The sequence below is a fragment of the Marinobacterium sp. xm-g-48 genome (assembly GCF_013282925.1).
GTDB lineage: Bacteria > Pseudomonadota > Gammaproteobacteria > Pseudomonadales > Balneatricaceae > Marinobacterium_E.
In genome coordinates, this window is sequence record NZ_WBYQ01000002.1 from 303377 (window position 1) to 325400 (window position 22024).

24 protein-coding genes are annotated in these 22024 nt (G+C 49.4%); 12 read left to right on the plus strand and 12 right to left on the minus strand.

All coding sequences use genetic code 11. From position 1 onward, the window contains the following. Positions 1–112: 112 nt before the first annotated feature. Genes XMG48_RS05360 through XMG48_RS05385 form a run of 6 tightly spaced genes read right to left on the minus strand, consistent with a single transcriptional unit; the run spans position 113 to position 7527 of the window. Positions 113–1330 (minus strand): FAD-dependent monooxygenase, encoded by a 1218-nt coding sequence (locus XMG48_RS05360; RefSeq protein WP_173481031.1) that lies wholly within the window; start codon positions 1328–1330, stop codon positions 113–115. A 20-nt stretch (positions 1331–1350) separates the two neighbouring features. Then, a complete protein-coding gene (serS, locus tag XMG48_RS05365) occupies positions 1351–2631 on the minus strand; it encodes a serine--tRNA ligase (protein WP_173481032.1) in 1281 nt (426 codons plus the stop codon). A gap of 22 nt (positions 2632–2653) precedes the next feature. After that, positions 2654–3025: a fluoride efflux transporter CrcB gene (gene crcB / locus XMG48_RS05370; RefSeq protein ID WP_173481033.1), complete on the minus strand. Its 372-nt coding sequence runs from the start codon at positions 3023–3025 to the stop codon at positions 2654–2656. Then, a complete protein-coding gene (locus XMG48_RS05375) occupies positions 3025–4377 on the minus strand; it encodes a replication-associated recombination protein A (protein WP_173481034.1) in 1353 nt (450 codons plus the stop codon). The genes crcB and XMG48_RS05375 overlap by 1 nt, the downstream gene beginning before the upstream one ends. Next, positions 4374–5009: an outer membrane lipoprotein chaperone LolA gene (gene lolA, locus XMG48_RS05380; RefSeq protein ID WP_173481035.1), complete on the minus strand. Its 636-nt coding sequence runs from the start codon at positions 5007–5009 to the stop codon at positions 4374–4376. The genes XMG48_RS05375 and lolA overlap by 4 nt, the downstream gene beginning before the upstream one ends. Positions 5010–5013: 4 nt before the next feature. Then, positions 5014–7527 carry a DNA translocase FtsK gene (locus tag XMG48_RS05385; RefSeq protein WP_173481036.1) on the minus strand — a complete coding sequence of 838 codons (2514 nt, stop codon included), beginning with the start codon at positions 7525–7527 and terminating at the stop codon, positions 5014–5016. A gap of 143 nt (positions 7528–7670) precedes the next feature. Here XMG48_RS05385 and trxB point away from each other — a divergent pair, with 143 nt between their 5' ends. From trxB to infA, 4 genes are all read left to right on the plus strand, one after another. Further along, positions 7671–8627, plus strand: a complete 957-nt coding sequence (gene trxB / locus XMG48_RS05390) for a thioredoxin-disulfide reductase (RefSeq protein WP_173481037.1) — start codon at positions 7671–7673, stop codon at positions 8625–8627. Positions 8628–8631: 4 nt separating this feature from the next. Next, positions 8632–9345, plus strand: coding sequence for a leucyl/phenylalanyl-tRNA--protein transferase (gene aat / locus XMG48_RS05395; RefSeq protein WP_173481038.1), 714 nt, complete (start codon positions 8632–8634; stop codon positions 9343–9345). Then, positions 9323–10048: an arginyltransferase gene (locus XMG48_RS05400; protein WP_173481039.1), complete on the plus strand. Its 726-nt coding sequence runs from the start codon at positions 9323–9325 to the stop codon at positions 10046–10048. The genes aat and XMG48_RS05400 overlap by 23 nt, the downstream gene beginning before the upstream one ends. Before the next feature lie 150 nt (positions 10049–10198). Then, positions 10199–10417 carry a translation initiation factor IF-1 gene (gene infA / locus XMG48_RS05405; protein WP_169450742.1) on the plus strand — a complete coding sequence of 73 codons (219 nt, stop codon included), beginning with the start codon at positions 10199–10201 and terminating at the stop codon, positions 10415–10417. 24 nt (positions 10418–10441) lie between these two features. Here infA and clpA read toward each other — a convergent pair whose 3' ends face one another. Together clpA and clpS are read right to left on the minus strand one after the other, a co-directional pair. After that, positions 10442–12706, minus strand: coding sequence for an ATP-dependent Clp protease ATP-binding subunit ClpA (gene clpA, locus XMG48_RS05410; protein WP_173481040.1), 2265 nt, complete (start codon positions 12704–12706; stop codon positions 10442–10444). Between the two features lie 11 nt (positions 12707–12717). Then, complete coding sequence (gene clpS, locus XMG48_RS05415) at positions 12718–13074, minus strand: ATP-dependent Clp protease adapter ClpS (protein ID WP_217362057.1); 357 nt, start codon at positions 13072–13074, stop codon at positions 12718–12720. A 195-nt stretch (positions 13075–13269) separates the two neighbouring features. Here clpS and XMG48_RS05420 point away from each other — a divergent pair, with 195 nt between their 5' ends. Both XMG48_RS05420 and XMG48_RS05425 read left to right on the plus strand, forming a co-directional pair. Then, positions 13270–13479, plus strand: a complete 210-nt coding sequence (locus tag XMG48_RS05420; protein WP_173481041.1) for a cold shock domain-containing protein — start codon at positions 13270–13272, stop codon at positions 13477–13479. 76 nt (positions 13480–13555) lie between these two features. Continuing rightward, positions 13556–14185 carry a pseudouridine synthase gene (locus XMG48_RS05425; protein WP_173481042.1) on the plus strand — a complete coding sequence of 210 codons (630 nt, stop codon included), beginning with the start codon at positions 13556–13558 and terminating at the stop codon, positions 14183–14185. On the opposite strand, the gene XMG48_RS05430 is transcribed toward XMG48_RS05425, so the two are convergent. Then, the gene (locus tag XMG48_RS05430) at positions 14145–14603 is read right to left on the minus strand and encodes a molybdenum cofactor biosynthesis protein MoaE (protein WP_173481043.1); all 459 of its coding nucleotides are present in this window, start codon (positions 14601–14603) and stop codon (positions 14145–14147) included. The genes XMG48_RS05425 and XMG48_RS05430 overlap by 41 nt on opposite strands. Positions 14604–14689: 86 nt before the next feature. Here XMG48_RS05430 and XMG48_RS05435 point away from each other — a divergent pair, with 86 nt between their 5' ends. The 5 genes from XMG48_RS05435 to XMG48_RS05455 all read left to right on the plus strand — a co-directional run bounded on the left by XMG48_RS05435 (position 14690) and on the right by XMG48_RS05455 (position 19420). Then, a complete protein-coding gene (locus XMG48_RS05435) occupies positions 14690–15160 on the plus strand; it encodes an NUDIX hydrolase (RefSeq protein ID WP_173481044.1) in 471 nt (156 codons plus the stop codon). A gap of 4 nt (positions 15161–15164) precedes the next feature. Further along, complete coding sequence (gene mnmA / locus XMG48_RS05440; protein ID WP_173481045.1) at positions 15165–16286, plus strand: tRNA 2-thiouridine(34) synthase MnmA; 1122 nt, start codon at positions 15165–15167, stop codon at positions 16284–16286. Next, on the plus strand, positions 16287–16961 hold the full coding sequence (gene hflD / locus XMG48_RS05445) for a high frequency lysogenization protein HflD (protein WP_173481046.1): 675 nt from the start codon (positions 16287–16289) through the stop codon (positions 16959–16961). A 296-nt stretch (positions 16962–17257) separates the two neighbouring features. Continuing rightward, positions 17258–18622: an adenylosuccinate lyase gene (gene purB, locus XMG48_RS05450; RefSeq protein ID WP_173481047.1), complete on the plus strand. Its 1365-nt coding sequence runs from the start codon at positions 17258–17260 to the stop codon at positions 18620–18622. A 69-nt stretch (positions 18623–18691) separates the two neighbouring features. Next, positions 18692–19420: an RNA methyltransferase gene (locus tag XMG48_RS05455; protein WP_173481048.1), complete on the plus strand. Its 729-nt coding sequence runs from the start codon at positions 18692–18694 to the stop codon at positions 19418–19420. A 189-nt stretch (positions 19421–19609) separates the two neighbouring features. On the opposite strand, the gene XMG48_RS05460 is transcribed toward XMG48_RS05455, so the two are convergent. From XMG48_RS05460 to XMG48_RS05470, 3 genes are read right to left on the minus strand one after another with little or no spacing between them, the layout of a single operon-like run. Further along, positions 19610–20032 (minus strand): heme-binding protein, encoded by a 423-nt coding sequence (locus tag XMG48_RS05460; protein WP_173481049.1) that lies wholly within the window; start codon positions 20030–20032, stop codon positions 19610–19612. A 16-nt stretch (positions 20033–20048) separates the two neighbouring features. Next, positions 20049–21032 (minus strand): VTT domain-containing protein, encoded by a 984-nt coding sequence (locus XMG48_RS12180; protein WP_173481050.1) that lies wholly within the window; start codon positions 21030–21032, stop codon positions 20049–20051. Further along, positions 21029–21538 (minus strand): GNAT family N-acetyltransferase, encoded by a 510-nt coding sequence (locus XMG48_RS05470; RefSeq protein ID WP_371731437.1) that lies wholly within the window; start codon positions 21536–21538, stop codon positions 21029–21031. The genes XMG48_RS12180 and XMG48_RS05470 overlap by 4 nt, the downstream gene beginning before the upstream one ends. A 104-nt stretch (positions 21539–21642) precedes the next feature. Between XMG48_RS05470 and XMG48_RS05475 the strand changes: the two genes are divergently transcribed. Next, positions 21643–21999 carry a hypothetical protein gene (locus tag XMG48_RS05475; protein ID WP_173481051.1) on the plus strand — a complete coding sequence of 119 codons (357 nt, stop codon included), beginning with the start codon at positions 21643–21645 and terminating at the stop codon, positions 21997–21999. Positions 22000–22024 lie beyond the last annotated feature (25 nt).

Here is a 22024-nt window from a genome sequence, read left to right on the forward strand (position 1 = left end):
TTAAAGGGGTCAGACCGAAGGTCAGACCCCGTTTTAGCTCTCTGTTGGAGCAGTCTTGAAAAGGCCGCGATCGGAAGAAAAATCGCCTCATCTTCGATAAGGCTCCAACCGTTTAAAACCGATCAATCCCTGAAGCGATTCGTAAAGCTTTCACACGCGCTGGTTTGGCAGCACCTGCAATACCTAGCATTAGATTGCGTACCAATTTGAGGGGCTTTTTCTGATTACTGAACAGGCGATAGAAGAGATCCATCGATTGCATCATCAATAGATTAGCTTTGCGGCGTTTCTGTTCGTAGCGTTTAAGGACATCAACGGAGCTGATCGACTCATTTCGCGACAGTGCGTCATGAATCACCTCTGAAAACGCAACGACATCCTGAAATCCTAAATTAACCCCCTGACCGGCTAATGGATTGATCTGATGTGCAGCATCACCCAATAGAGCGACGCCCTCTTCTACATAATGCTGGGCATGCAGACGGCGCAGCGGAAAGCTAGCTCTTGCTTGAATCGATTTGATGCCACCCAATCGATCAGGAAAATTGGCTTCGATGGTCGTTTTAAGTTGATCAAACTCCATCGACATCAACTGCTGTACCCGCTCAGGCGCGTCATACCAAACCAAGGATGCATTTGATCCTGGCAGAGGCAGTAGCGCTCTTGGGCCTGACGGGTGGAACTGCTGCCAAGTGATATCTTGTTGCGGCAATAGCGTCTCAACGTTAATGACCATGGCCATCTGCTCGTAGTCCCACTGATGCGCACCTAATGCAGCAGCATCACGCACCATTGACTGTCCACCATCAGCGGCTATCACCAGAGGAATCATTAACGACTTACCCGAATCGAGTTCAATGATGGTCGATGCCGCCGAGTAGTCGATCCGCTCAACCCCGTCAGTGATTAAACTGATATTACTCTGGCCACTCAATTGATCTAATAACGCCCGTTGAACCAGGCGATTCTCAACTATGTAGCCCAGCTCGGACATTGAGATCTCTTGGGCAGAGAATTCTGTTGCTAAATTACGTGCTGCTTGACCTGCTAGACCTGGCGCATCTTCATCCATCTCCCAAACGCGCATGCGTTGATAGGGACAAGCTCGCCAAGAGAGAATGGGCTGCCAAGCACCTAATTGATCCAACAGATCGATAGAGGCAGGACTTAAAGCAGAGACGCGCAAGTCCATAGGTTGATCAGCGCTGAAGGCCTCAGGCAGAGAGCGCTCTAGTAGAGCGATATTAAGTTGGGTATCGGCTAGAGACAGAGCCACCGCAGCACCGACCATGCCGCCGCCAACGATGACTAGATCAAATCTACCTTCCATCTCTAACCTACCCGATTCGATTAGGCGCTGAGCACCTCAGTACCACCCATGTAAGGTTTCAGTACTTCAGGAACAACTACGGAGCCATCGGCTTGTTGGTAGTTCTCAAGCACAGCGACCAGTGTACGACCGACAGCCAAACCCGAACCGTTGAGTGTGTGAAGCAGTTCTGGTTTACCTGTCTCAGGATTTCTCCAACGAGCTTGCATACGACGCGCTTGGTAGTCGGTCATATTTGAGACAGATGAGATCTCACGATACTTAGCCTGACCCGGTAACCAAACCTCGATGTCATAGGTCTTAGCGGCAGAGAAACCTAGATCACCGCCACACAGATTTACCACACGATATGGCAGGTTCAGTGCTTGCAGAATACCCTCGGCATGCCCACACATTTCTTCTAATGCGTTCCACGAAGTATCTGGCTTAACCATTTGAACCATTTCAACTTTTTCGAACTGGTGTTGGCGAATCATACCGCGTGTATCACGACCTGCTGAACCCGCTTCAGAACGGAAACATGGACTGTGACAGGCGTAAGCCATCGGCAGTGTTTCAGCGTCGACAATCTCATCACGAACTAGGTTAGTCACCGGCACTTCGGCGGTTGGAATCAGGTAGTAGTGACGTTCACCGAACGGCACTTTAAATAGATCTTCCTCAAACTTAGGCAGTTGACCGGTACCTTGCAGAGACTCACTGTTGACCATGAAAGGAACATTGATCTCGGTGTATCCGTTCTTCTCAATATGAGTGTCCAGCATAAACTGCGCCAGCGCTCGGTGCAGACGTGCTAGAGGCCCTTTGATCACCGCAAAACGAGAGCCCGTTAACTTAGCAGCTACTTCAAAATCCAGACCGCCTAAGCCCTCACCTAGAGAGACATGATCTTGAACATCAAAATCGAATGAACCAGGCTCACCCCATACACGCACTTCAACGTTATCATCTTCGCTCTCACCCGCCGGTACAGAGTCATCGGGCAGGTTCGGTGTGCTCAGCAGGATATCATCCAACTTAGCTTGTACTTCGTTTAGTTTCTCTTTGGATTGATCAAGCTTAGCGCCTAGCTCGCCGACTTCAGCCAACAGTGGTGCGATATCTTGCCCCTGTGCTTTTGCTTGGCCGATCGACTTGGAACGGGTGTTACGCTCCTGCTGAAGGTTCTCTGTCTCAACTTGAATCTGTTTACGCTCCTGCTCTAGGGCATTAAATGCCGCTAAAGGGAACTCGTAACCTTTCTTTTTAAGCTGTTCAGCAATAGCCTCTGCGTTCTCACGAACCTGGCGTGGATCTAACATCGATCAAATATCCTTACAAAATTTATAGCAGTCGAGTAAACCAAATGGCAGCAGAAAGTGCTGCGACTGATAATACGACGGACAATAGTACATAAAAGATGGCTGCCGTTACATGACCTTCGTTAATCAAGGTAACAGTTTCCAGCGAAAATGTAGAAAAAGTGGTGAAAGCCCCCAAAAAACCGGTCATTAACAGCGGGCGCATCTCAGGTGGCAACTTAGCTCGCTCCATCACCAAAACAAACAGCACCCCCATTAACAACGAACCAACAACGTTAGCCGTCAGGGTACCTACCGGTAACTTTTGATCAGCACTGTTGAGCCAACCACTCAACCAATAACGAGCCATCGCCCCCAGAGCACCCCCTAAAGCAACACTTAATAGATGGACCATCAACTACTCTCCTTAGGGTAACGCTTAGTCGGACTGGCTTGATCAGCCGCTTGTAAGCGGCGCATCTTCTCACTCAGTTTAATCTCTAAACCACGCTCTTCAGGATGATAGTAGGAGCGATCTGCTATCTCCTGTGGCAGGTAGGATTCACCAGCTGCATAGGCGTTGGGTTCATTGTGAGCGTAGCGATACCCTTCACCAAATCCCTGCTCTTTCATTAATCGGGTCGGCGCGTTACGCAAGTGCTCTGGAACCTCGTAACTTGGATCTTTAGCCACATCAGCCAAGCACTGATTAAACGCCTGATAGACAGCATTACTCTTAGGCGCCAACGCACAGTAGATAGCGGCCTGAGCAATGGCTCGCTCACCCTCGGCAGGGCCGACTCGCTCAAAGGCATCCCAAGCACTCAACACCACCTGCATCGCCCTGGGATCGGCATTACCGATATCCTCTGAGGCGATGGCGACTAAGCGGCGCGCAATGTAGAGAGGATCGCAACCCGCATCCAACATACGACAGTACCAGTAGAGCGCACCATCTGAACTGGAGCCCCTCACCGACTTGTGAAAGGCTGAAATCTGGTCATAAAAGAGATCACCGCCCTTATCATAGCGGCGCACCCCAGCAGCGAGCACATCAGATAGCGCGGCGATCGACACGTACTCTTTACCCTCGACGGGTTCAGAGAGGTCCGCAGCGATTTCAAGCAGATTTAACGCGCGACGTGCATCACCATCAGCCGCCTGAGCCAGCGCTGTCAAAGCCCCTTCCTCAAAAATTATATCACGATCTGCAAGGCCTCTTGGGCTACTGAGGGTCTGTTCTAGTAACGCCTCTAAAGTCTCTGCCGTTAACGCTTTTAACGGATAGACACGGGCGCGCGACAGCAAGGCATTATTCAATTCAAACGAGGGGTTTTCAGTTGTGGCGCCAATAAAGATCAGCGTCCCCTCCTCAACATAGGGGAGGAAAGCATCCTGCTGAGATTTATTGAAACGATGAACCTCATCAACAAAGAGGATCGACTGACGACCACTCTGCTGACGTAACATCTTGGCCCGTTCAACCGCTGCACGGACCTCTTTGACGCCATCCATAACAGCAGAGATAGAGATAAACTCAGCGTCTACATAGTATGCAATCAGTCTGGCTAACGTCGTTTTGCCAACACCTGGCGGCCCCCACAGAATCAGCGAGTGGATTGACCCCTGTTCGAGTTGGCGACGCAACGCCTTGCCCTCAGAAAAGAGGTGCTCTTGCCCTCGATACTCTTCTAAGGACCTTGGGCGCATGCGAGACGCTAACGGCTCATAAGCCGTTACTGGAGCGTCTTCGAATAGATCACTCATCCGTTTTGATCCATCAGGATCACATCAACCGATGTGGGGGGCACAAAACGAAACATCGTCTGATCAAAAGCAGCCGGAAAACTCTGTTCACTCAACATAATGAGGGAACGCTGACCTAGCCCATCTTGTATCAACAGTTCGGCAAGTAGATCACCACTAAAGAGTAGGCGCAGGGATTGGAACTCCGCACTCCCTTCCTCTTTTGGCGTTAACTCGAACAGACTGTTTCCGGCGCCAGCCTCAATCTGCTGAACATTAAAATAGCGATTCAACTGTTCAACATCACCACCCAATACGCGAGCCGGGGTCATCACTTCCCCCTCGCCCAATGGGCGTTGAGTCGCCTGTTCTAAATCCGGATCATAGACCCACAACCATTGGCCATCACTGATGATGGTTTGTGGAAAGGGACTCTCTGTCTCCCAACGAAAACGATCAACCCCTTCGATCCACAAGCGGCCAGAGGCATTTTCAGACTTTAAATTATCATCACCTAAGGTGTACTGCTGAAAGGCAGCAGAGAGCCTAGCGTGAGACTGAAGCAGTGCTGATAGCTGATCAGCCGTTTCGGCCCAGGCCATCATCGGCAGCGACAATAGCAGGAACAGTGCGGTTTTAGTGAATCTCAACATCTCGTTAATCCCTTGGGCCAGCCGGTGCCATAACCTCTCGTTGACCGTTCGATCCTGGTGGCGAGACAACACCGGCCGCCTCCATCGTTTCGATCATTCTAGCTGCACGGTTGTAACCAATTTTTAGCTTGCGCTGCACGGATGAGATAGACGCTTTACGAGTTTCTAAGACAAACGCGACCGCCTCGTCATAGAGTGGGTCGGCTTCATCGTCAAACAGGCCACCGCCACCGCCAGCTGCAGCACCACCCTCTGCTTCACCGTTTAGGATGGCATCGATAAATTCAGGTTCACCCAGCGCCTTCCACGCTTCAACCACACGGTGTACTTCATCATCACTCACAAACGCACCGTGAACACGATTTGGCACACTGGTACCGGCAGGCAGGTAGAGCATATCGCCGTTACCCAATAGGTTCTCAGCGCCCGACTGATCGAGAATGGTTCTAGAGTCAATTTTAGAAGAGACCTGAAAACCGATGCGGGTCGGGACGTTGGCTTTAATCAAGCCGGTAATCACATCAACCGATGGACGCTGCGTCGCAAGAATCAAGTGAATACCAGCAGCACGGGCTTTTTGTGCAATACGCGCAATCAACTCTTCCACTTTTTTACCGACAATCATCATCATGTCGGCGAACTCATCAATCACCACCACAATGTAAGGGAGTGGCTGCAGTTCCGGCGCAGGGTCTGTCGGTGAAAGCCCCTGCTCCATAGGATTCCATAGAGGATCCCTCAAAGGCTGACCGGCAGCGGCCGCTTCACGAACCTTATCATTGAACCCGGCTATGTTTCGCACACCCACTTTCGCCATTAGACGGTAACGATCTTCCATCTCTGCCACACACCAACGTAGACCACCGGCCGCCTCTTTCATATCGGTAATCACCGGTGTTAACAGATGTGGAATGCCATCATAGATAGAGAGTTCAAGCATCTTAGGATCGACCAGCATTAAACGCAGCTCTTCGGGTGTCGCCTTATAGAGCAGACTCAGAAGCATAGCGTTTACGCCGACCGACTTACCGGAACCGGTTGTACCTGCTACGAGCAAGTGAGGCATTTTGGCAAGGTTGGCTACAACAGGATTGCCGGCGATGTCATTACCCAGCGCCAGCGTCAATTTAGAGGCTGCACCCAGATAGGGTTTAGAGTTAAGCACCTCAGAGAGACGCACCATCTGACGAGAGTGATTAGGTATCTCAATACCCATCACCGACTTACCGGGAATCACTTCAACGACACGCACGGCACTGACGGCCATTGAACGTGCCAAATCTTTGGCCAGATTTGAAATTTTGCTGGCTTTAACACCAGGAGCTGGTTGAATCTCAAAGCGAGTGATCACTGGCCCGGGATTGACCTCAACCACTTCAGCGACGACACCAAAGTCATTCAACTTCTGCTCAAGAAGACGAGAGAGATGCTCCACCTCCTCTTCCGTATAGCCCTGATCGGTCTGTATCTCTGGTGGATCGAGCAGATCAAGACTCGGAATTTTCACCTTAGGCTTCACAGCGGCTTTGGGTTTCACCGGCTCAGCATCATCATCGCTATCTAAGGGTTTATGAGTCTCAGAGAGGGGCACGATTTTCGGTGTTCGCTTCTCAGCATCCTCGCGGTTAGCATCGTCAAAAACCGATTTCGACGCAGGCTTAACCTCCGCACCGTCTGACTTAGCCTCAGAACCCACAGTCAGATCATCCATGGTCTTGATCTCAAGCGGTTTAGAACGCGAAGAGTCAAACGAAGGCTCTCCGAAATCGACCACCGGAAGTGACTCCATGCTACCCGGCTCAACTTCAAAATCAGGCTCTACCCGTTGCATCGCTGCTCTTTTTGCAACACGAACTTCCATAGGGCGCTCAGAGACTGTCGCTTTTTGAGTCTCCTCTTCGCTCTTCGCAAAAAGACTCTGCCAGAGCGTCTCTAACCCACCACCGATAGAATCCAATACCTGACGCCAGCTTGAGTCAACATAGAGTGTTAGGCCGATTAACAGAGCAATCCACAATACGACGGTGGCACCGGCTACATTCAACCAACGAACCGCAAAATCACCCAGCGCTTGACCGGAAATCCCACCAGCGGAGAAAGGCAACCCAAGATCCGCATTGCTAATGTGAATTGAGGCTAGACAAGAGGCCGAAAGAACAAATAACAGCGCACCTAGGGTTCGCATTACCACAAAGGGCAACATATCTAGGGTGCCAATGTAGCGACGACGCAACCAACGGTAGGCAGGGACAACCAAAATAAAGGGAATAACAAACGCAACTACCCCAAACCAAGAGACCGAGTAGTCTGCAATCCATGCACCGAACCAGCCGGCCCAGTTGCTAATTTCTGATTGATACCCTTGATGTGACCAACCCGAATCACGCGTGTCGTAACTGATCAAACTCAGCATAAACAGCAGGTTTAAACCGATCAGTAACACCAGCAAGGTTTCGCGAACCACACGGTTCAACTGGGTGGTTAGCGTCAATGTTGACAGCGATTGATTACTACTCAAAAAAATACCCTTAATTCAATCAACTTTATGCTGTGGGAAAATACCATAAAGTGGTAGGTTAGGTCTTGTGATTGAAAAAAAGGGATTCACCCCCATAAACCCTTTAGACCCATTTTTATGACATCTTATTTGGAAACATTTCTATGAGTGACGTTAAACACCACAGTCTTATCATTCTTGGTTCTGGCCCTGCCGGATACACTGCTGCTGTCTACGCAGCTCGCGCCAACCTAAATCCGGTTGTTATCACGGGTATGCAAGCGGGCGGTCAGCTAACCACAACCACCGATGTCGACAACTGGCCAGGTGATGCTGAGGGTGTTCAAGGTCCTGAATTGATGCAGCGCATGCAAGCGCACGCCGAACGCTTCAACACCGAAATCATCTACGACCACATCAATAAAGCTGAATTGACGGAGCGTCCATTCCGTCTAACCGGTGATACTGGCGTCTACACTTGTGATGCTCTGATCATTGCAACCGGCGCCTCCGCTCAATACCTCGGTTTGGACTCTGAAGAGGCGTTTAAAGGCAAAGGGGTAAGCGCCTGTGCAACCTGTGACGGTTTCTTCTACCGCAATCAAAAGGTAGTGGTTGTGGGTGGTGGTAACACGGCCGTGGAAGAGGCACTCTATCTCTCGAACATTGCGAAAGAGGTGGTCCTTGTTCACCGTCGCGATACCTTGCGCTCTGAAAAGATCCTGCAAGATAAGATTTTTGAACGTGCCGAGAATGGCAACATCACTCTGATGTGGAACAATCAACTCGATGAAGTGCTGGGCGACGATATGGGTGTAACCGGAATTCGCGTGAAAAGTACCGAAACTGGTGAGACTCAAGAGATTGACGCTCAAGGTGTCTTCATTGCAATCGGCCATAAACCCAACACTGAACTCTTTGACGGCCAGCTGGATATGCAACATGGCTACCTTAAAATCAAAACAGGTCTTGAAGGTAACGCCACTCAAACCAGTATTGAAGGGGTATTCGCAGCCGGTGACGTCGCTGACCACTCATACCGTCAAGCGATCACCTCAGCTGGTTTTGGCTGTATGGCAGCACTGGATGCAGAACGCTACCTTGACGATCTAGCTAAGTAATCCAATGATCCCCTGGCTCACTCCGGGAGAGCCCTATTTCCCAGACACCCGCCTCGCACTCGATGACCCAAACGGGTTGTTGGCTGCCGGCGGGGAACTGAATGCAGCCTGGTTAGCTGCCGCCTACCCACAGGGGATATTCCCTTGGTTTAGCGAAGACGACCCAATTCTATGGTGGTCACCCTCCCCCCGCTGCGTGCTCTACCCAACACAATTCCATGAATCAAAATCGCTTAAAAAACGCCTCAGAAAAGAGCAATTCGCTGTCAGAATCGACTCTCAGTTCGAAGAGATTATTAGGCAGTGTGCTGCGCCCAGAGGTGAAGATGGCACCTGGATAAGCGAGCAGATTATTTCCGCCTACACCGAGCTACATCATCAAGGGATCGCCCACTCTGTAGAGGTCTACCAAGATGATCAACTTGTCGGTGGTTTATACGGCATTGCGATCGGGCGACTCTTTTTTGGCGAGTCGATGTTTTCGCGTGTACCAGACGCGTCTAAAGTGGCCACTAAAATTCTTTGTGCAGAATTAGAAAAAGCGAACTATGCTGTAATTGATTGCCAGATCTACAATCCACATCTGGCCTCACTGGGTGCAGTTGAGATCGAACGGACCGAGTTTGAGCAGCTGTTAACACATTGCAAAAGGACGCCTAGCCATAATCCTTGGGCAAAGCGAAATTGGTATCCCGATGTCGAATCTGCAAACGCTTAAGTTTTTTGTCACGCCTGATCATGACTGCAGCTATATAGAGCGAGCGACAGCCAAAACTCTGTTCGTTGACCCACAAGCCCCCCTAGATAAACCGACCTACTCGCAACTGACTCAATATGGCTTCCGACGCAGTGGCACCCACGTTTACCGCCCCCATTGCGATGGCTGTGCTGCCTGTATCTCAGCGCGCATTCCGGTCGATCGTTTTAAACGCTCAAAATCTCAACGTCGCATTTGGAATAAAAACCAAGACATCTTAGTTGAGACGATCGAACCTCGTTTCGATGAAGAGATTTACGATCTCTACGCCCGTTACATCAACGCACGCCATGATGACGGTGATATGTACCCTCCCTCACAAGATCAGTTCATCAGCTTTTTAGTGGAGAGCAACCAAAGCACGCAGTTTCACCTCTACCGTGATAGTGAGGGTGAACTGCTCGCAGTCGCTGTGACTGATCAGCTCGTTGATGGTCTATCAGCGGTCTACAGCTTTTTTAGTCCTGATCATGATCAACGCAGTCTTGGCGTGTTTGCTGTTCTCTGGCAGGTGGATTACCTGAAACAGATTAACCTTCCCTACAACTACTTAGGTTACTGGGTGAAAAACTGTAAAAAGATGGCCTACAAAACACAGTATCAACCCATTGAGATCTTGCTGGATGATGTTTGGGTTGATGCCACGGACGATATGATCAAGTGATTGTCTAGCCGACCAGAGTCTACGACCTAAACTATTTCACTTTTTTAGCAATTTAGTGCAGAATACGCGACCTTCAGGTCAAGTAACGCACAAAAGCGATCAATTCCACGCTAAGCGATACTTGGTAAAGAATTCCAAAGGTAGGTATTAATGGCTAAAGAAGACGCTTTTGAAATGGAAGGAACGGTAATCGATACCCTTCCCAACACGATGTTCCGTGTAGAACTAGAGAATGGTCACGTAGTAATCGCGCACATCTCTGGCAAAATGCGTAAAAACTACATCCGTATCCTTACGGGTGACAAGGTTAAAGTTGAATTGACTCCTTACGATTTGAACAAGGGTCGTATCACTTACCGCGCTCGTTAATCGAGACCTACAAAAAAATGGCCACTATACAGTGGCCATTTTTGTTTCTGTGCTGGTTTCAAGATCGAGTTCACCTTCAGGGTTCACTACAATCTCAACGGATCCGCCCTCTTCCGACAGTTCACCAAACAGGATCTTCTCGGCCAACGGCTTTTTGATCTTCTCTTGAATTAGGCGACGCATTGGACGCGCACCCATCTTCTCATCATAGCCATGCTCGGCCAGCCAATCGCAGGCTTCATCACTGGCATGAATACTGACCTTTTTATCGTCTAGCTGAACCTGTAGCTCCATAAGGAACTTATCAACCACACCACGCACGATCTCTCTCGTCAGCGCTTTGAACTGAACGATAGAGTCCAAACGGTTACGGAATTCAGGTGTAAAGAGTCGTTTAATCGCCTCCATACCGTCACTGCTGTGGTCTTGTTTAGCAAAACCAAAGCTGGCACGTCCCATATCCTCAGCACCGGCATTGGTGGTCATGATCAGAATCACGTTACGGAAATCAGCTTTACGACCGTTGTTGTCGGTCAAGGTACCGTTGTCCATCACCTGCAACAGTAGGTTAAAGACTTCGGGGTGAGCTTTCTCTATCTCATCAAGCAGCACAACAGCGTGCGGTGATTTAGTCACCGCCTCGGTCAACAGACCCCCCTGGTCAAAACCAACGTACCCTGGTGGCGCACCGATCAATCGGGAGACAGTATGACGCTCCATGTATTCCGACATATCAAAACGAATCAGCTCAATACCTAAAATACGAGCCAGTTGCGATGTCACCTCGGTTTTACCCACACCTGTTGGCCCGGCAAATAAGAAGCTACCGACCGGCTTGTTGGGCTCTTTAAGTCCAGCACGTGATAGCTTGATTGCCGCCGACAGGTTATCGATCGCTTCATCCTGACCCAAAACAACCATTTTCAAATTGGTATCAAGCTTAGCCAGTTGTTGCTTGTCAGAAGCTGAAACCGACTTAGGCGGGATTCGAGCGATCTTAGCGACAATCGTCTCGATTTCGGGCACATCAATCGCTTCAACTCGATCCTCTTCAGGAATGAGTCGCTGATAAGCACCCGCCTCATCGATGACATCGATCGCCTTGTCTGGAAGATGCTTCTCATTGATGTAACGATCCGCCATTTCAGCCGCCGACTTCAGGGCAGCATCGGTGTAACGTATCTCGTGATGCTCTTCAAAGCGTGATCGAAGACCTTTCAAAATTTGGTAGGTATCTTCGACACTAGGCTCTAACACGTCCACTTTTTGGAAACGGCGTGCCAAGGCGCGATCTTTCTCAAAAATGCCGCGGAACTCTTGGAAAGTCGTTGATCCAATACAGCGCAACTGACCTGAGCTTAATAGAGGCTTGAGCAGATTACTGGCATCCATAGAGCCACCCGAAGTGGCGCCGGCGCCAATAATGGTGTGAATCTCATCAATGAACAGAATCGCTTCGCGCTGATCTTTGATCTCGTTTAGCAGTGACTTAAGGCGTTTTTCAAAGTCGCCACGATACTTCGTCCCAGCAACCAGCGCACCCAAATCTAAGGAGTAGACAACTGAATTGGCAATCACATCAGGCACTTGCTCTTCAATGATTAGCTTCGCCAAACCCTCTGCAATGGCTGTCTTACCGACACCGGCCTCACCCACTAACAGCGGATTATTCTTGCGACGACGAGACAGAATCTGAACAACACGCTCAACCTCTGAGTCACGCCCCACCAGCGGGTCGATCTGACCAACCGCTGCCTGTTTGTTTAAATTGATCGCATACTTAGAGAGCGCACTCTCCTGTTTCTGCTCATCTTTCGCATCCGCTGCAGCAGACTGCTGCTCATTGTCTGACTCACTGTCCGAAACGCCATGCGATAAAAAGTTCACGACGTCCAACCGCTCTATCCCTTGCATCTTAAGGAAGTAAACAGCTTGGCTCTCTTGCTCACTGAAAATAGCAACCAGAACATTGGCGCCGGTGACCTCGGTCTTGCCCGACGACTGGACATGAAATACCGCGCGCTGAAGGACACGCTGAAAACCAAGTGTTGGCTGGGTTTCGGACGCTTCGACATTATCGGGAAGCTGAGGCGTTGTCTCTTTAAGGAAGTTGTGCAGCTGATTGACCAGTGCATCAAAGTCAGCCCCGCAGGCAGCCAGTACTTCAAACGCATGACGATTATCGATCAAGGCCAATAACAGATGTTCAACGGTCAAAAACTCGTGACGAGACGTACTGGCTGATTGAAAAGCCTGACTTAGAGTATCTTCTAACTCTCGATTCAACATAGCGAATCTCCTTATGCCTGCTCTACTTCACAGAGTAGCGGATGTTTATTGTCACGTGAATACTGATTAACTTGTGCCGCTTTTGTCTCAGCAACATCTTTAGTATAGACGCCACAGACGCCTTTGCCTTGGGTATGAACGGCCAACATCACTTGAGTGGCTTTCTCTTCGCTCATGTTAAAGAAGCCCATTAACACTTGAACCACAAACTCCATCGGCGTGTAGTCATCGTTCATGAGCAGCACTCGATAGAGCGAGGGTTGCTTCAATTCAGGTTTCGCCTCAGCCGTGGCCAATCCCGGTGGATGCTGTTGATCGTCGTCTTGATCGGACATTTCAGGCTGTGCATGACGCTTTGTAATACTCATTTTCACCAAATTAATCTAAATATAAAAATTTACCGCTTTAGAGTTTATGCATTTTTTGAAAAGCGCTTCATTACCCAGCGCCCGCTAAATACTCTTTAAGTGTAACAAACAGTCAGTGTGTTGAACCCATTACGGATCGTTCATTTAACCAGTTTACGCACTCATGTTACAGATCAGATTGCATAGGAGGATGTCATGCATAGAGGTCAGGTGAAGTGGTTCAACAACGTCAAAGGTTTTGGATTTATTCTGTGTGATCAGTTTGATCAGGAGCTTTTCGTACACTTCAGTGCTATTCAGAAAGAGGGCTATAAAACCCTTAAAGCGGGTCAAGAGGTCGTCTTTGACGCTAAACCCGTCGAGAGCGGCTACCACGCTATCAATATTCAGTTCGACGTAGCCTAAAAGGGCTCATTCTGGGACTTGGGGCTGGCAGACTTATCGCGTACACTGCGCGATACGTTTTGAGTACTCCTACCCTATGTCTACCCTCTATCTACTGAACAAACCCTTTAATGTCCTACCCACCTTTACCGATGATCAGGGTAGAGACACGCTTGCACAGTTCATTGATATCCCCAAAATCTACGCCGCAGGCCGTTTAGATTACGATTCCGAAGGACTACTGGTCTTAACCAGTGACGGCGAACTGCAGCACCGGCTCGCACATCCTAAGTTCAAACTCCCCAAAACCTACTGGGTTCAAGTAGAGGGCAGTATCACTGAACAGGCTTTGGATCAGCTAAGACAAGGGGTAGAGTTAAAAGATGGCTTAACCCGCCCCGCCAAAGCAAACATCATCCAGATCGATGAACCCTGGCCAAGAACACCACCGATTCGTGAGCGCAAAAACATACCAACCAGCTGGATTGAGCTGGTCATCAGTGAAGGGAAAAACCGCCAAGTCAGACGAATGACGGCGGCCGTCGGATTTCCAACCTTACGTTTGATTCGCTATGCCGTGGGTGAGTGGACAATCGATGATTTAGCACCAGGCGAGTGGCGAAAGTTGGACGTTAACCTAGCACCACTGCCTAAAAAGAGAACTCAACCTGCGAATAACAGGCGGACTAGCGGTCGCCCCAGCTCTTCGCGGCCTCGACGTCGCTAGCTTTCTGCTCGACCCAAACCGATCCTTTATCACTCACCTCACGCTTCCAAAACGGCGCGTCACGTTTTAGATAATCCATAATAAAGCTGGCCGCTTCAAATGCAGCATTGCGATGCGCCGAACTCACAGCCACTTGCACAACCTCTTCGGACAGCCCCATAGGACCGACTCGGTGCACAATATAGACACGTTTTAGCGGCCAACGTTCACCGGCTTGAGTCGCTATATTGGCTAAGGCCTTTTCAGTCATGCCTGGGTAGTGCTCTAGCTCCATGAACTCTAAATCGGCATCCGGCAATTCACGCACCATGCCTGTGAATGAGACCAGTGCCCCCACCCCTTCTGGTGACTCTTTCAACCAAGTCAAACCATCTGAACTGTCAATCGGTTGCGTAACGACTTCAATGCGATCTTGCATTCTGACCTCAAAATTAAGAAACACCGCCTAGAAACGGCTTAAAATCTGATATGATAATCAGCTATTTTATTGCAGATAGTTAAACGATGCACGACTCCAAACCAAACCGCTGGTTTCCACATGCGACCGTCGCAACAATTGTTGAGAAAGAGAATCGCTTTTTACTGGTAGAAGAGATCATCAACGGCGATCAAAAGGTGCTTAACCAGCCAGCTGGCCATGTTGAAAATGGAGAAACTCTGTTTCAAGCAGCACTGCGTGAAACCGAAGAGGAGACCGCATGGAGCGTTGAACTGGATGCCCTACTGGGACTCTATGTCTACCGCGTGCCTGAATTAGATCTCACCTTCCATAGGGTGACTTTTATCGCGAATGCGCTGTCGCATAACCCTGAACAGGCATTGGATGAGGGGATTCTCCAAGCGGTCTGGATGACGCGCGATGAGGTAGCAGAGAACAAGCACCGTTTACGCAGCCACCTGGTACTGGACTGCATCGATGACTATTTGGCAGGCAAACGCTACCCACTTAATTTAATACACGATCAATTAGACTGACTTCATGAGCACAAAATCGATCACCGAGACAAAAGTTATTGTCGGCATGTCTGGCGGCGTGGACTCCTCTGTCTCTGCATACCTTTTAAAAGAACAGGGCTACCAAGTTGAAGGTCTGTTCATGAAAAACTGGGAAGAGGACGACGGTACTGAGTACTGTACCGCTCTTGAGGATCTTGCCGATGCACAAGCAGTGTGCGACAAACTTGAGATCAAGCTTCATACGGCTAACTTTGCTGCAGAGTATTGGGACAACGTCTTCGAACACTTTTTAGAAGAGTACAAAGCGGGTCGCACCCCCAACCCAGATATCCTCTGCAACCGTGAAATCAAATTCAAAGCCTTTCTTGAGTATGCCCAACTACTGGGTGCCGACATGATTGCAACCGGTCACTACACACGTCGTCGCCTGCAGGGTGAGAAGGGCGAGCTGTTAAAAGGTCTAGATCCCAACAAGGATCAGAGCTATTTCTTACACCAGGTGGGCCACCAAGAGCTGGCCATGACGCTATTCCCTGTTGGTGAGTTGGAGAAACCTAAGGTTCGTGAGATTGCAGAACAGCTCGATTTAATTACCGCCAAAAAGAAGGACAGCACGGGTATCTGTTTCATCGGTGAACGTCGCTTTACCGATTTCTTAAAACAGTACATCCCCGCTCAACCAGGCAATATCGTCACACCCACTGGGGATGTCATCGGAAAACACCAGGGCTTGATGTACTACACCCTTGGGCAGCGTCAGGGCCTCGGCATTGGCGGCCTGGCCAACTACTCCGAAGATCCATGGTTCGTGGCGGGTAAAGACTTGAACGCTAATGAACTGATCGCAGTGCAAGGCATCGATAATGAGCTGCTCTACAGTGATTGGCTCTATGCGTCCGAGATTTTTTGGATCAACGGTGAAGAGCCTCAGCTACCGATGAGTTGCACCGCAAAAGTCCGTTACCGACAAGCGGATCAAGCCTGCCGCATCGAAAAGCATGAAAAGGGCTACAAGGTCTATTTCGACCAACCTCAACGAGCAGTTACACCGGGACAATCACTAGTTCTCTATCAAGGCGATCTCTGCTTAGGCGGCGGTGTCATTGAACAGAGTTCACGTGATCTGACATGGGGGGATAGATAGATGTCGAGGGCAAAACAGGAGCAGGCGATCGCAATGGCTGCCATCTTTCAAGCAGCCCACCTCGTCGATCAGATTGCGCGCCAAGGGAGCTGTTCAAGCAGCAGTTTCGAAGTCTCTATCGCGTCACTGTTCGAGATGAACCCAGCTACGACTGAGGATATCTTCGGCGGCCGGCAGCAACTTAAAATCAATCTTAATGACGGCTTTAATTCAATACAGCAAATTATTGATAAAAAAGAGAATGCTTACTCACCAATGGTGATGCGCTACGCACTAAGCCTGATCACATTGGAGCGCAAACTGGCCAAGAACAGCGACTACCTGAATACCATTTCAGAGCGTCTGGATGAGCTTGCAAAAAAAGCGGACTACTTCTGGCTGAACAATCACCGTGATGACGAACCGACCGATGCCAGTCGATTTACTCACAGTTCAGTACTAGCTGGTATTGACGCTCTCTATCAAGAGACGATCAGCAACTTTAATTTCAGAATTCAGGTACAGGGTGACCCACGCAATCTGCAGAACAATGAAAATGCAGCCCGCATACGCGCCCTTCTACTGGCAGGCATTCGAGCGGCTATTCTTTGGAGACAGGTTGGCGGCCAACGCTGGCACTTGATCTTCTTTAGATCGCGCGTCGGTGACGCCCTACAAGAGCTGAAGCGTCTTTAAATAGAGACCTCTGCCAGATCCTTTCGCGGTTTCAGCTTTGCTGAATTCGCTCCTACAATTGTGCTTCGTAGAAATATAGTACGGAACTCGGATGTGGGAGCGAATTAGCGCGAAGTTGCGGTGACTGGCTTTTAGCCTGTCATCCACTGACGGGCTTCCAATGGAGGCGCTGGAAATTGCTGATAGAGCGGATGACAGGCTAAAGCCTGTCACCCTAACCTTAGACACTCCCAAACCTCTGCTTTTTTCTATATAATTACGACCCTTAAATTCACGCTATTCAAGAGACCCCATTCATGGAACTCACTGCTCTAACAGCCGTATCGCCCGTTGATGGCCGCTACGGAAGCAAAACCTCTGCCCTTCGTACTATTTTTAGCGAATTCGGATTGATCCGCTTCCGTGTTGAAGTTGAGATCCGTTGGTTGCAGCAATTAGCTTCACACCCGCAGATCACTGAAGTCCCTGCATTAAGCAGCGAAGCCAATGCACTGTTAGATACACTGGTTGCTGAATTCTCTTTAGAACAGGCTGAGCGCATCAAAGAGATCGAGCGCACAACCAACCACGATGTAAAAGCGGTTGAGTATTTCATTAAAGAGCAGATCTCTGGCAATGCAGAACTCAACGCGATCAGCGAATTTGTTCACTTTGCTTGCACCAGTGAAGATATTAACAACCTGTCTCACGCACTGATGCTGAAAAACGGCGTCGCCGTAATGCGCACAGAGATGGAAGCGATTGAACAGGCCATTGCAAAGATCGGACAAGATTTTGCCACTCAGCCAATGCTATCGCGCACCCACGGCCAGACAGCTTCACCATCGACCTTAGGTAAAGAGATGGCTAACGTAGCTTACCGTCTGCGTCGTCAAATCAAGCAGCTAGACAGCATCGAGTACCTTGGCAAGATTAACGGTGCCGTTGGTAACTACAATGCCCACCTAAGCGCATACCCAGAGATCGACTGGGAAGAGAATGCCAAGAGCTTTATTGAAGGTCTAGGATTGAACTTCAACCCCTACACGACGCAGATTGAACCTCACGACTACATTGCTGAGTTGTTCGACCTAGTCTGTCGTTACAACACCATCCTGATCGACTTTGATCGTGACGTTTGGGGCTACATCGCCTGGGGTTACTTCAAGCAGAAAACGATTGCTGGCGAAGTGGGTTCATCAACCATGCCACATAAAGTTAACCCAATTGATTTTGAAAACTCAGAGGGCAACTTGGGCATCGCGAACGCAGTAATGGGCCACCTGACCATGAAACTGCCAATCTCTCGCTGGCAGCGCGATCTAACAGACTCAACCGTACTGCGTAACCTAGGTGTCGGGTTTGGCCACAGTCTGATTGCCTATGCATCGACACTGAAAGGCATTAGCAAACTTGAAGTGAACGCGGCACGCCTAGATGAAGATCTAGACAACAGCTGGGAAGTGCTAGCTGAGCCTATCCAGACAGTGATGCGCCGTTATGCGATTGAAGAGCCGTATGAGAAGCTAAAAGCACTGACTCGCGGTAAAGGGATGACTAAAGAGGTGATGCTCGATTTCATCGAAACACTTGAGATCCCAGAGTCCGCTAAAGCAGAGCTTCGCACACTGACACCGGGTACTTACGTCGGTAATGCAGCAGAACAAGCGTCTCGCATCTAATCGATGAAGCGCTGAATAAAACGCTCCTTATGGGGCGTTTTTATTGTTTAACACAACAGATCACCCATCATGCTGAACAACATTCGAATCGTTTTAGTCGAGACCTTCCACCCTGGAAACATTGGAGCGGCGGCTCGCGCACTGAAGAACATGGGACTGGGCCAACTCTGGCTAGTCAACCCTCGTGAGTTTCCAAGTGAAGAGGCCACTTCGCGTGCCGCTGGCGCTAAAGATTTATTGGAGAGTGCGAAGGTAGTTGCAACCCTCGAAGAGGCGATTGCAGACTGTCAGCTGGTGGTCGGCACCAGTGCTCGTGAAAGAACCTTCGACCTCCCCTTGCAAGACTTAGAGAGCGCTGCACAACAGATTCATACTGAATCACACTCCGGCGAAATCGCGATCATCTTTGGGCGCGAGACTATGGGTTTAAACAATAAAGAGATGCTGATGTGTAATCGACACCTGTTTATTGATGCCAACCCGGACTACCCGGTTTTGAATGTTTCACAGGCGATTCAACTGGTCTGCTATGAGTTACGCCGTGCCAGTCGCCTAGCACCTGAAAAAGTTGAAGAGGCACCCTACCCGCGCCAACATGAGATGGTTCTATTCTTTGAACACCTAGAGCGCGTGCTACGTCGCGTCAGCTTTATCATCCCTCAACACGAAGGACGCGTATTGGATAAACTGAAACGCTACTTCAATCGCACCCGTCCAGAGAAAACCGAGATGGGTATGTTACGAGGCATTCTCAACGCCGTCGAAGAGACCCTGGATCGCGAAAACAAGGGAAGCTAACGCGCGAAACCGGACATCGCCTCATCTTCGATAAGGCTCCAACAACAATCCATCGAACGCATTCTCGATCGCAAATGGCCGAACCCCCGTAGGAGCGATCTCGCAGAGGTCGCGAAACCGGACATCGCCTCATCTTCGATAAGGCTCCAACAACAATCTATTGAACTCGTCTTCCCTTTCACACACGCATTAAGGCTTTTCCAAAAACGCCTCTAAACCCGCAGCGGCAACCGCATGATCCTCTGGCGCTTTAGCACCTGCTACCCCTAGCCCCCCGATGGTTTCATCGCCCAGCTTAACGGGTAGACCACCAGCGATCAGAGAGACTTTAGGATTTTGCGCTAGCCCCTGCATCACCAATGGACGCTCACCCACAATCTCCTGCCACTTAGCGGTTGGCCAGCCATAGCTCGCAGCGGTGTAAGCTTTACGCTCCGCAAACTCCAAAGAGGCATCCGGCGCCTTAGGGTTTCTGAGTACCACTAAAGGCAGACCTGAGCGATCGACGACAACCACATTCATGGCGAACCCTTGAGTATCCGCTTCAGCTTGAACGGTTTTAGCCAATTCAAGTGCCGCTTCCATTGTTAAAGAACGAACCGATTCAAACATAGCTTCCCTGGTTACCTCATACCACTCTATGACTTTGCTTGTGGTACTGATCAAAGAGCACAATGATCAGTAACAGCCCCAACAAACTTAAACTCAGGTATCCCAAGAAGCTACCTGCCATTGCAAGATTATCCCCAACGAAATACCCAAAACCAAAATAGATTAACAACCAACCAAGCCGACCTATTAGACAGTTTAGCCAGTATTTTGTTCGACCTAATGAAGAGGCACCTGCCATCAGGCTGACAACCGCACTGATGTGCGCCACCAAAGATCTCGACAGTATTAGTGTCAAAGAGCCCCAACGGTGAAAAAGATGCTCTACCCTGTGACGACTCTTCTTATTGAAACCAAATTTTGCGCCGTGCTTATCGAACCAAGCGGTATCCATTCGTCGACCCAACTCAAACAACAGAACATCACCTAAAAACGCTGCAACCACTATCCCAACAGCCGCAAAAAAAGCATCGAACAGACCTGAGAAGGCCATTAGCCCCACTATTCCGGTCATTGGACCCGCTGGTACAGGCAAACCTAAAGCACCAAGTAATACAACCGCTAGCACGATAGGAAGACCATAAAGAGCCAACCCCTCATACAAGAGCTCATTGAGCGACGCTGACCAAGAGCCATCATCACTCTGCTGCAAATCACCTGACTGGGGAACTAAAGACTGAACCTTAGCAATCAGAGTCAGTTCACTCATACCTCGACTCTCCGCAATCGATTTTAACGTTGAGCTCTTCTCTGGCAACGGCGCACCTAGCACCCCTACCAATCCCTCTAATGAAACCTGATAATGGTCAATTAAATCACTCAGTGTATCTTTAGCACGGATATCTGCAGCGGTCTCAGAACCCAACAACCTCGCATTGTTAAGCACCGTATAGGTTTTATAACTCTTATTCACATTGAACAGAGTAAATGCCGTCAATATTATGAAAACAACCAAAAAGCTCTTTTTAGAGAGCTTGGGGAGGATGATAAGAGGGATTTTCACGACAGTTTTTTCTGCCAAAAGAGGGCTTCACCCCCTAGTTCACCAAGATCGTAGCCTTTATAGCCCAACCGTTTGTAAGCAGACTGAGCAACGCCATTCTCCTCTAATACTTCCAAGGTAATTTTGCAGCAGTTCAACTCCTTAGCCACCGCTTCGATAGCAGCAAAGAGTGCATCGACAACACCCTTACCTCTCGCTTGGGGTGCCACATAAACGTCGTGAATATTGATCAATGGAGCGGCATTAAAGGTGCTAAAGCCCATAAAGGCATTAAGCAGCCCCACTGGCTGATCATTCACATAGGCAATAAAGCTATTTGCACCGTCTACCTCAGCTAATTTAGCAGGAAGAGCCTGCTTCACTTCATCACTAAGCGGAGTGTCACCCCCCAAGGGATCCAATGCATAGGCATTTAATAGAGTGACAAGATCTTTACCCTGTTGCGGGTCTAGGTAATCGACTCGTGTAATCTGTAATTCATTCATCACTGAATAATAGTAGCTCACCCAGGATCGGTCTATCTAATTCATCTATTGGTGACTGGCCTTCAGCCTGTCATCCGCAGTTAGGTTGTTGGAGCGATCTCGAAGAGGTCGCGATTAATTTTCGTATGCATCTAGCTAGTAGCGACGGTGACTGGCCTTCAGCCTGTCATCCGCAGTTAGGTTGTTGGAGCGATCTCGAAGAGGTCGCGATTAATTTTCGTATGCATCTAGCTAGTAGCGACGGTGACTGGCCTTCAGCCTGTCATCCGCAGTTAGGTTGTTGGAGCGATCTCGAAGAGGTCGCGATTAATTTTCGTATGCATCTAGCTAGTAGCGACGGTGACTGGCCTTCAGCCTGTCATCCGCAGTTAGAATTTAATACCTATCTGGAAAACACCGATAAAGCAGATGACAGGCTAAAGCCAGTCACTGGAATTCTTAACAAAGTAGATATCACCCACCGGCCCTTTAATTTAAAATGAAGCCATCATTTTTAAAGGATTGGCT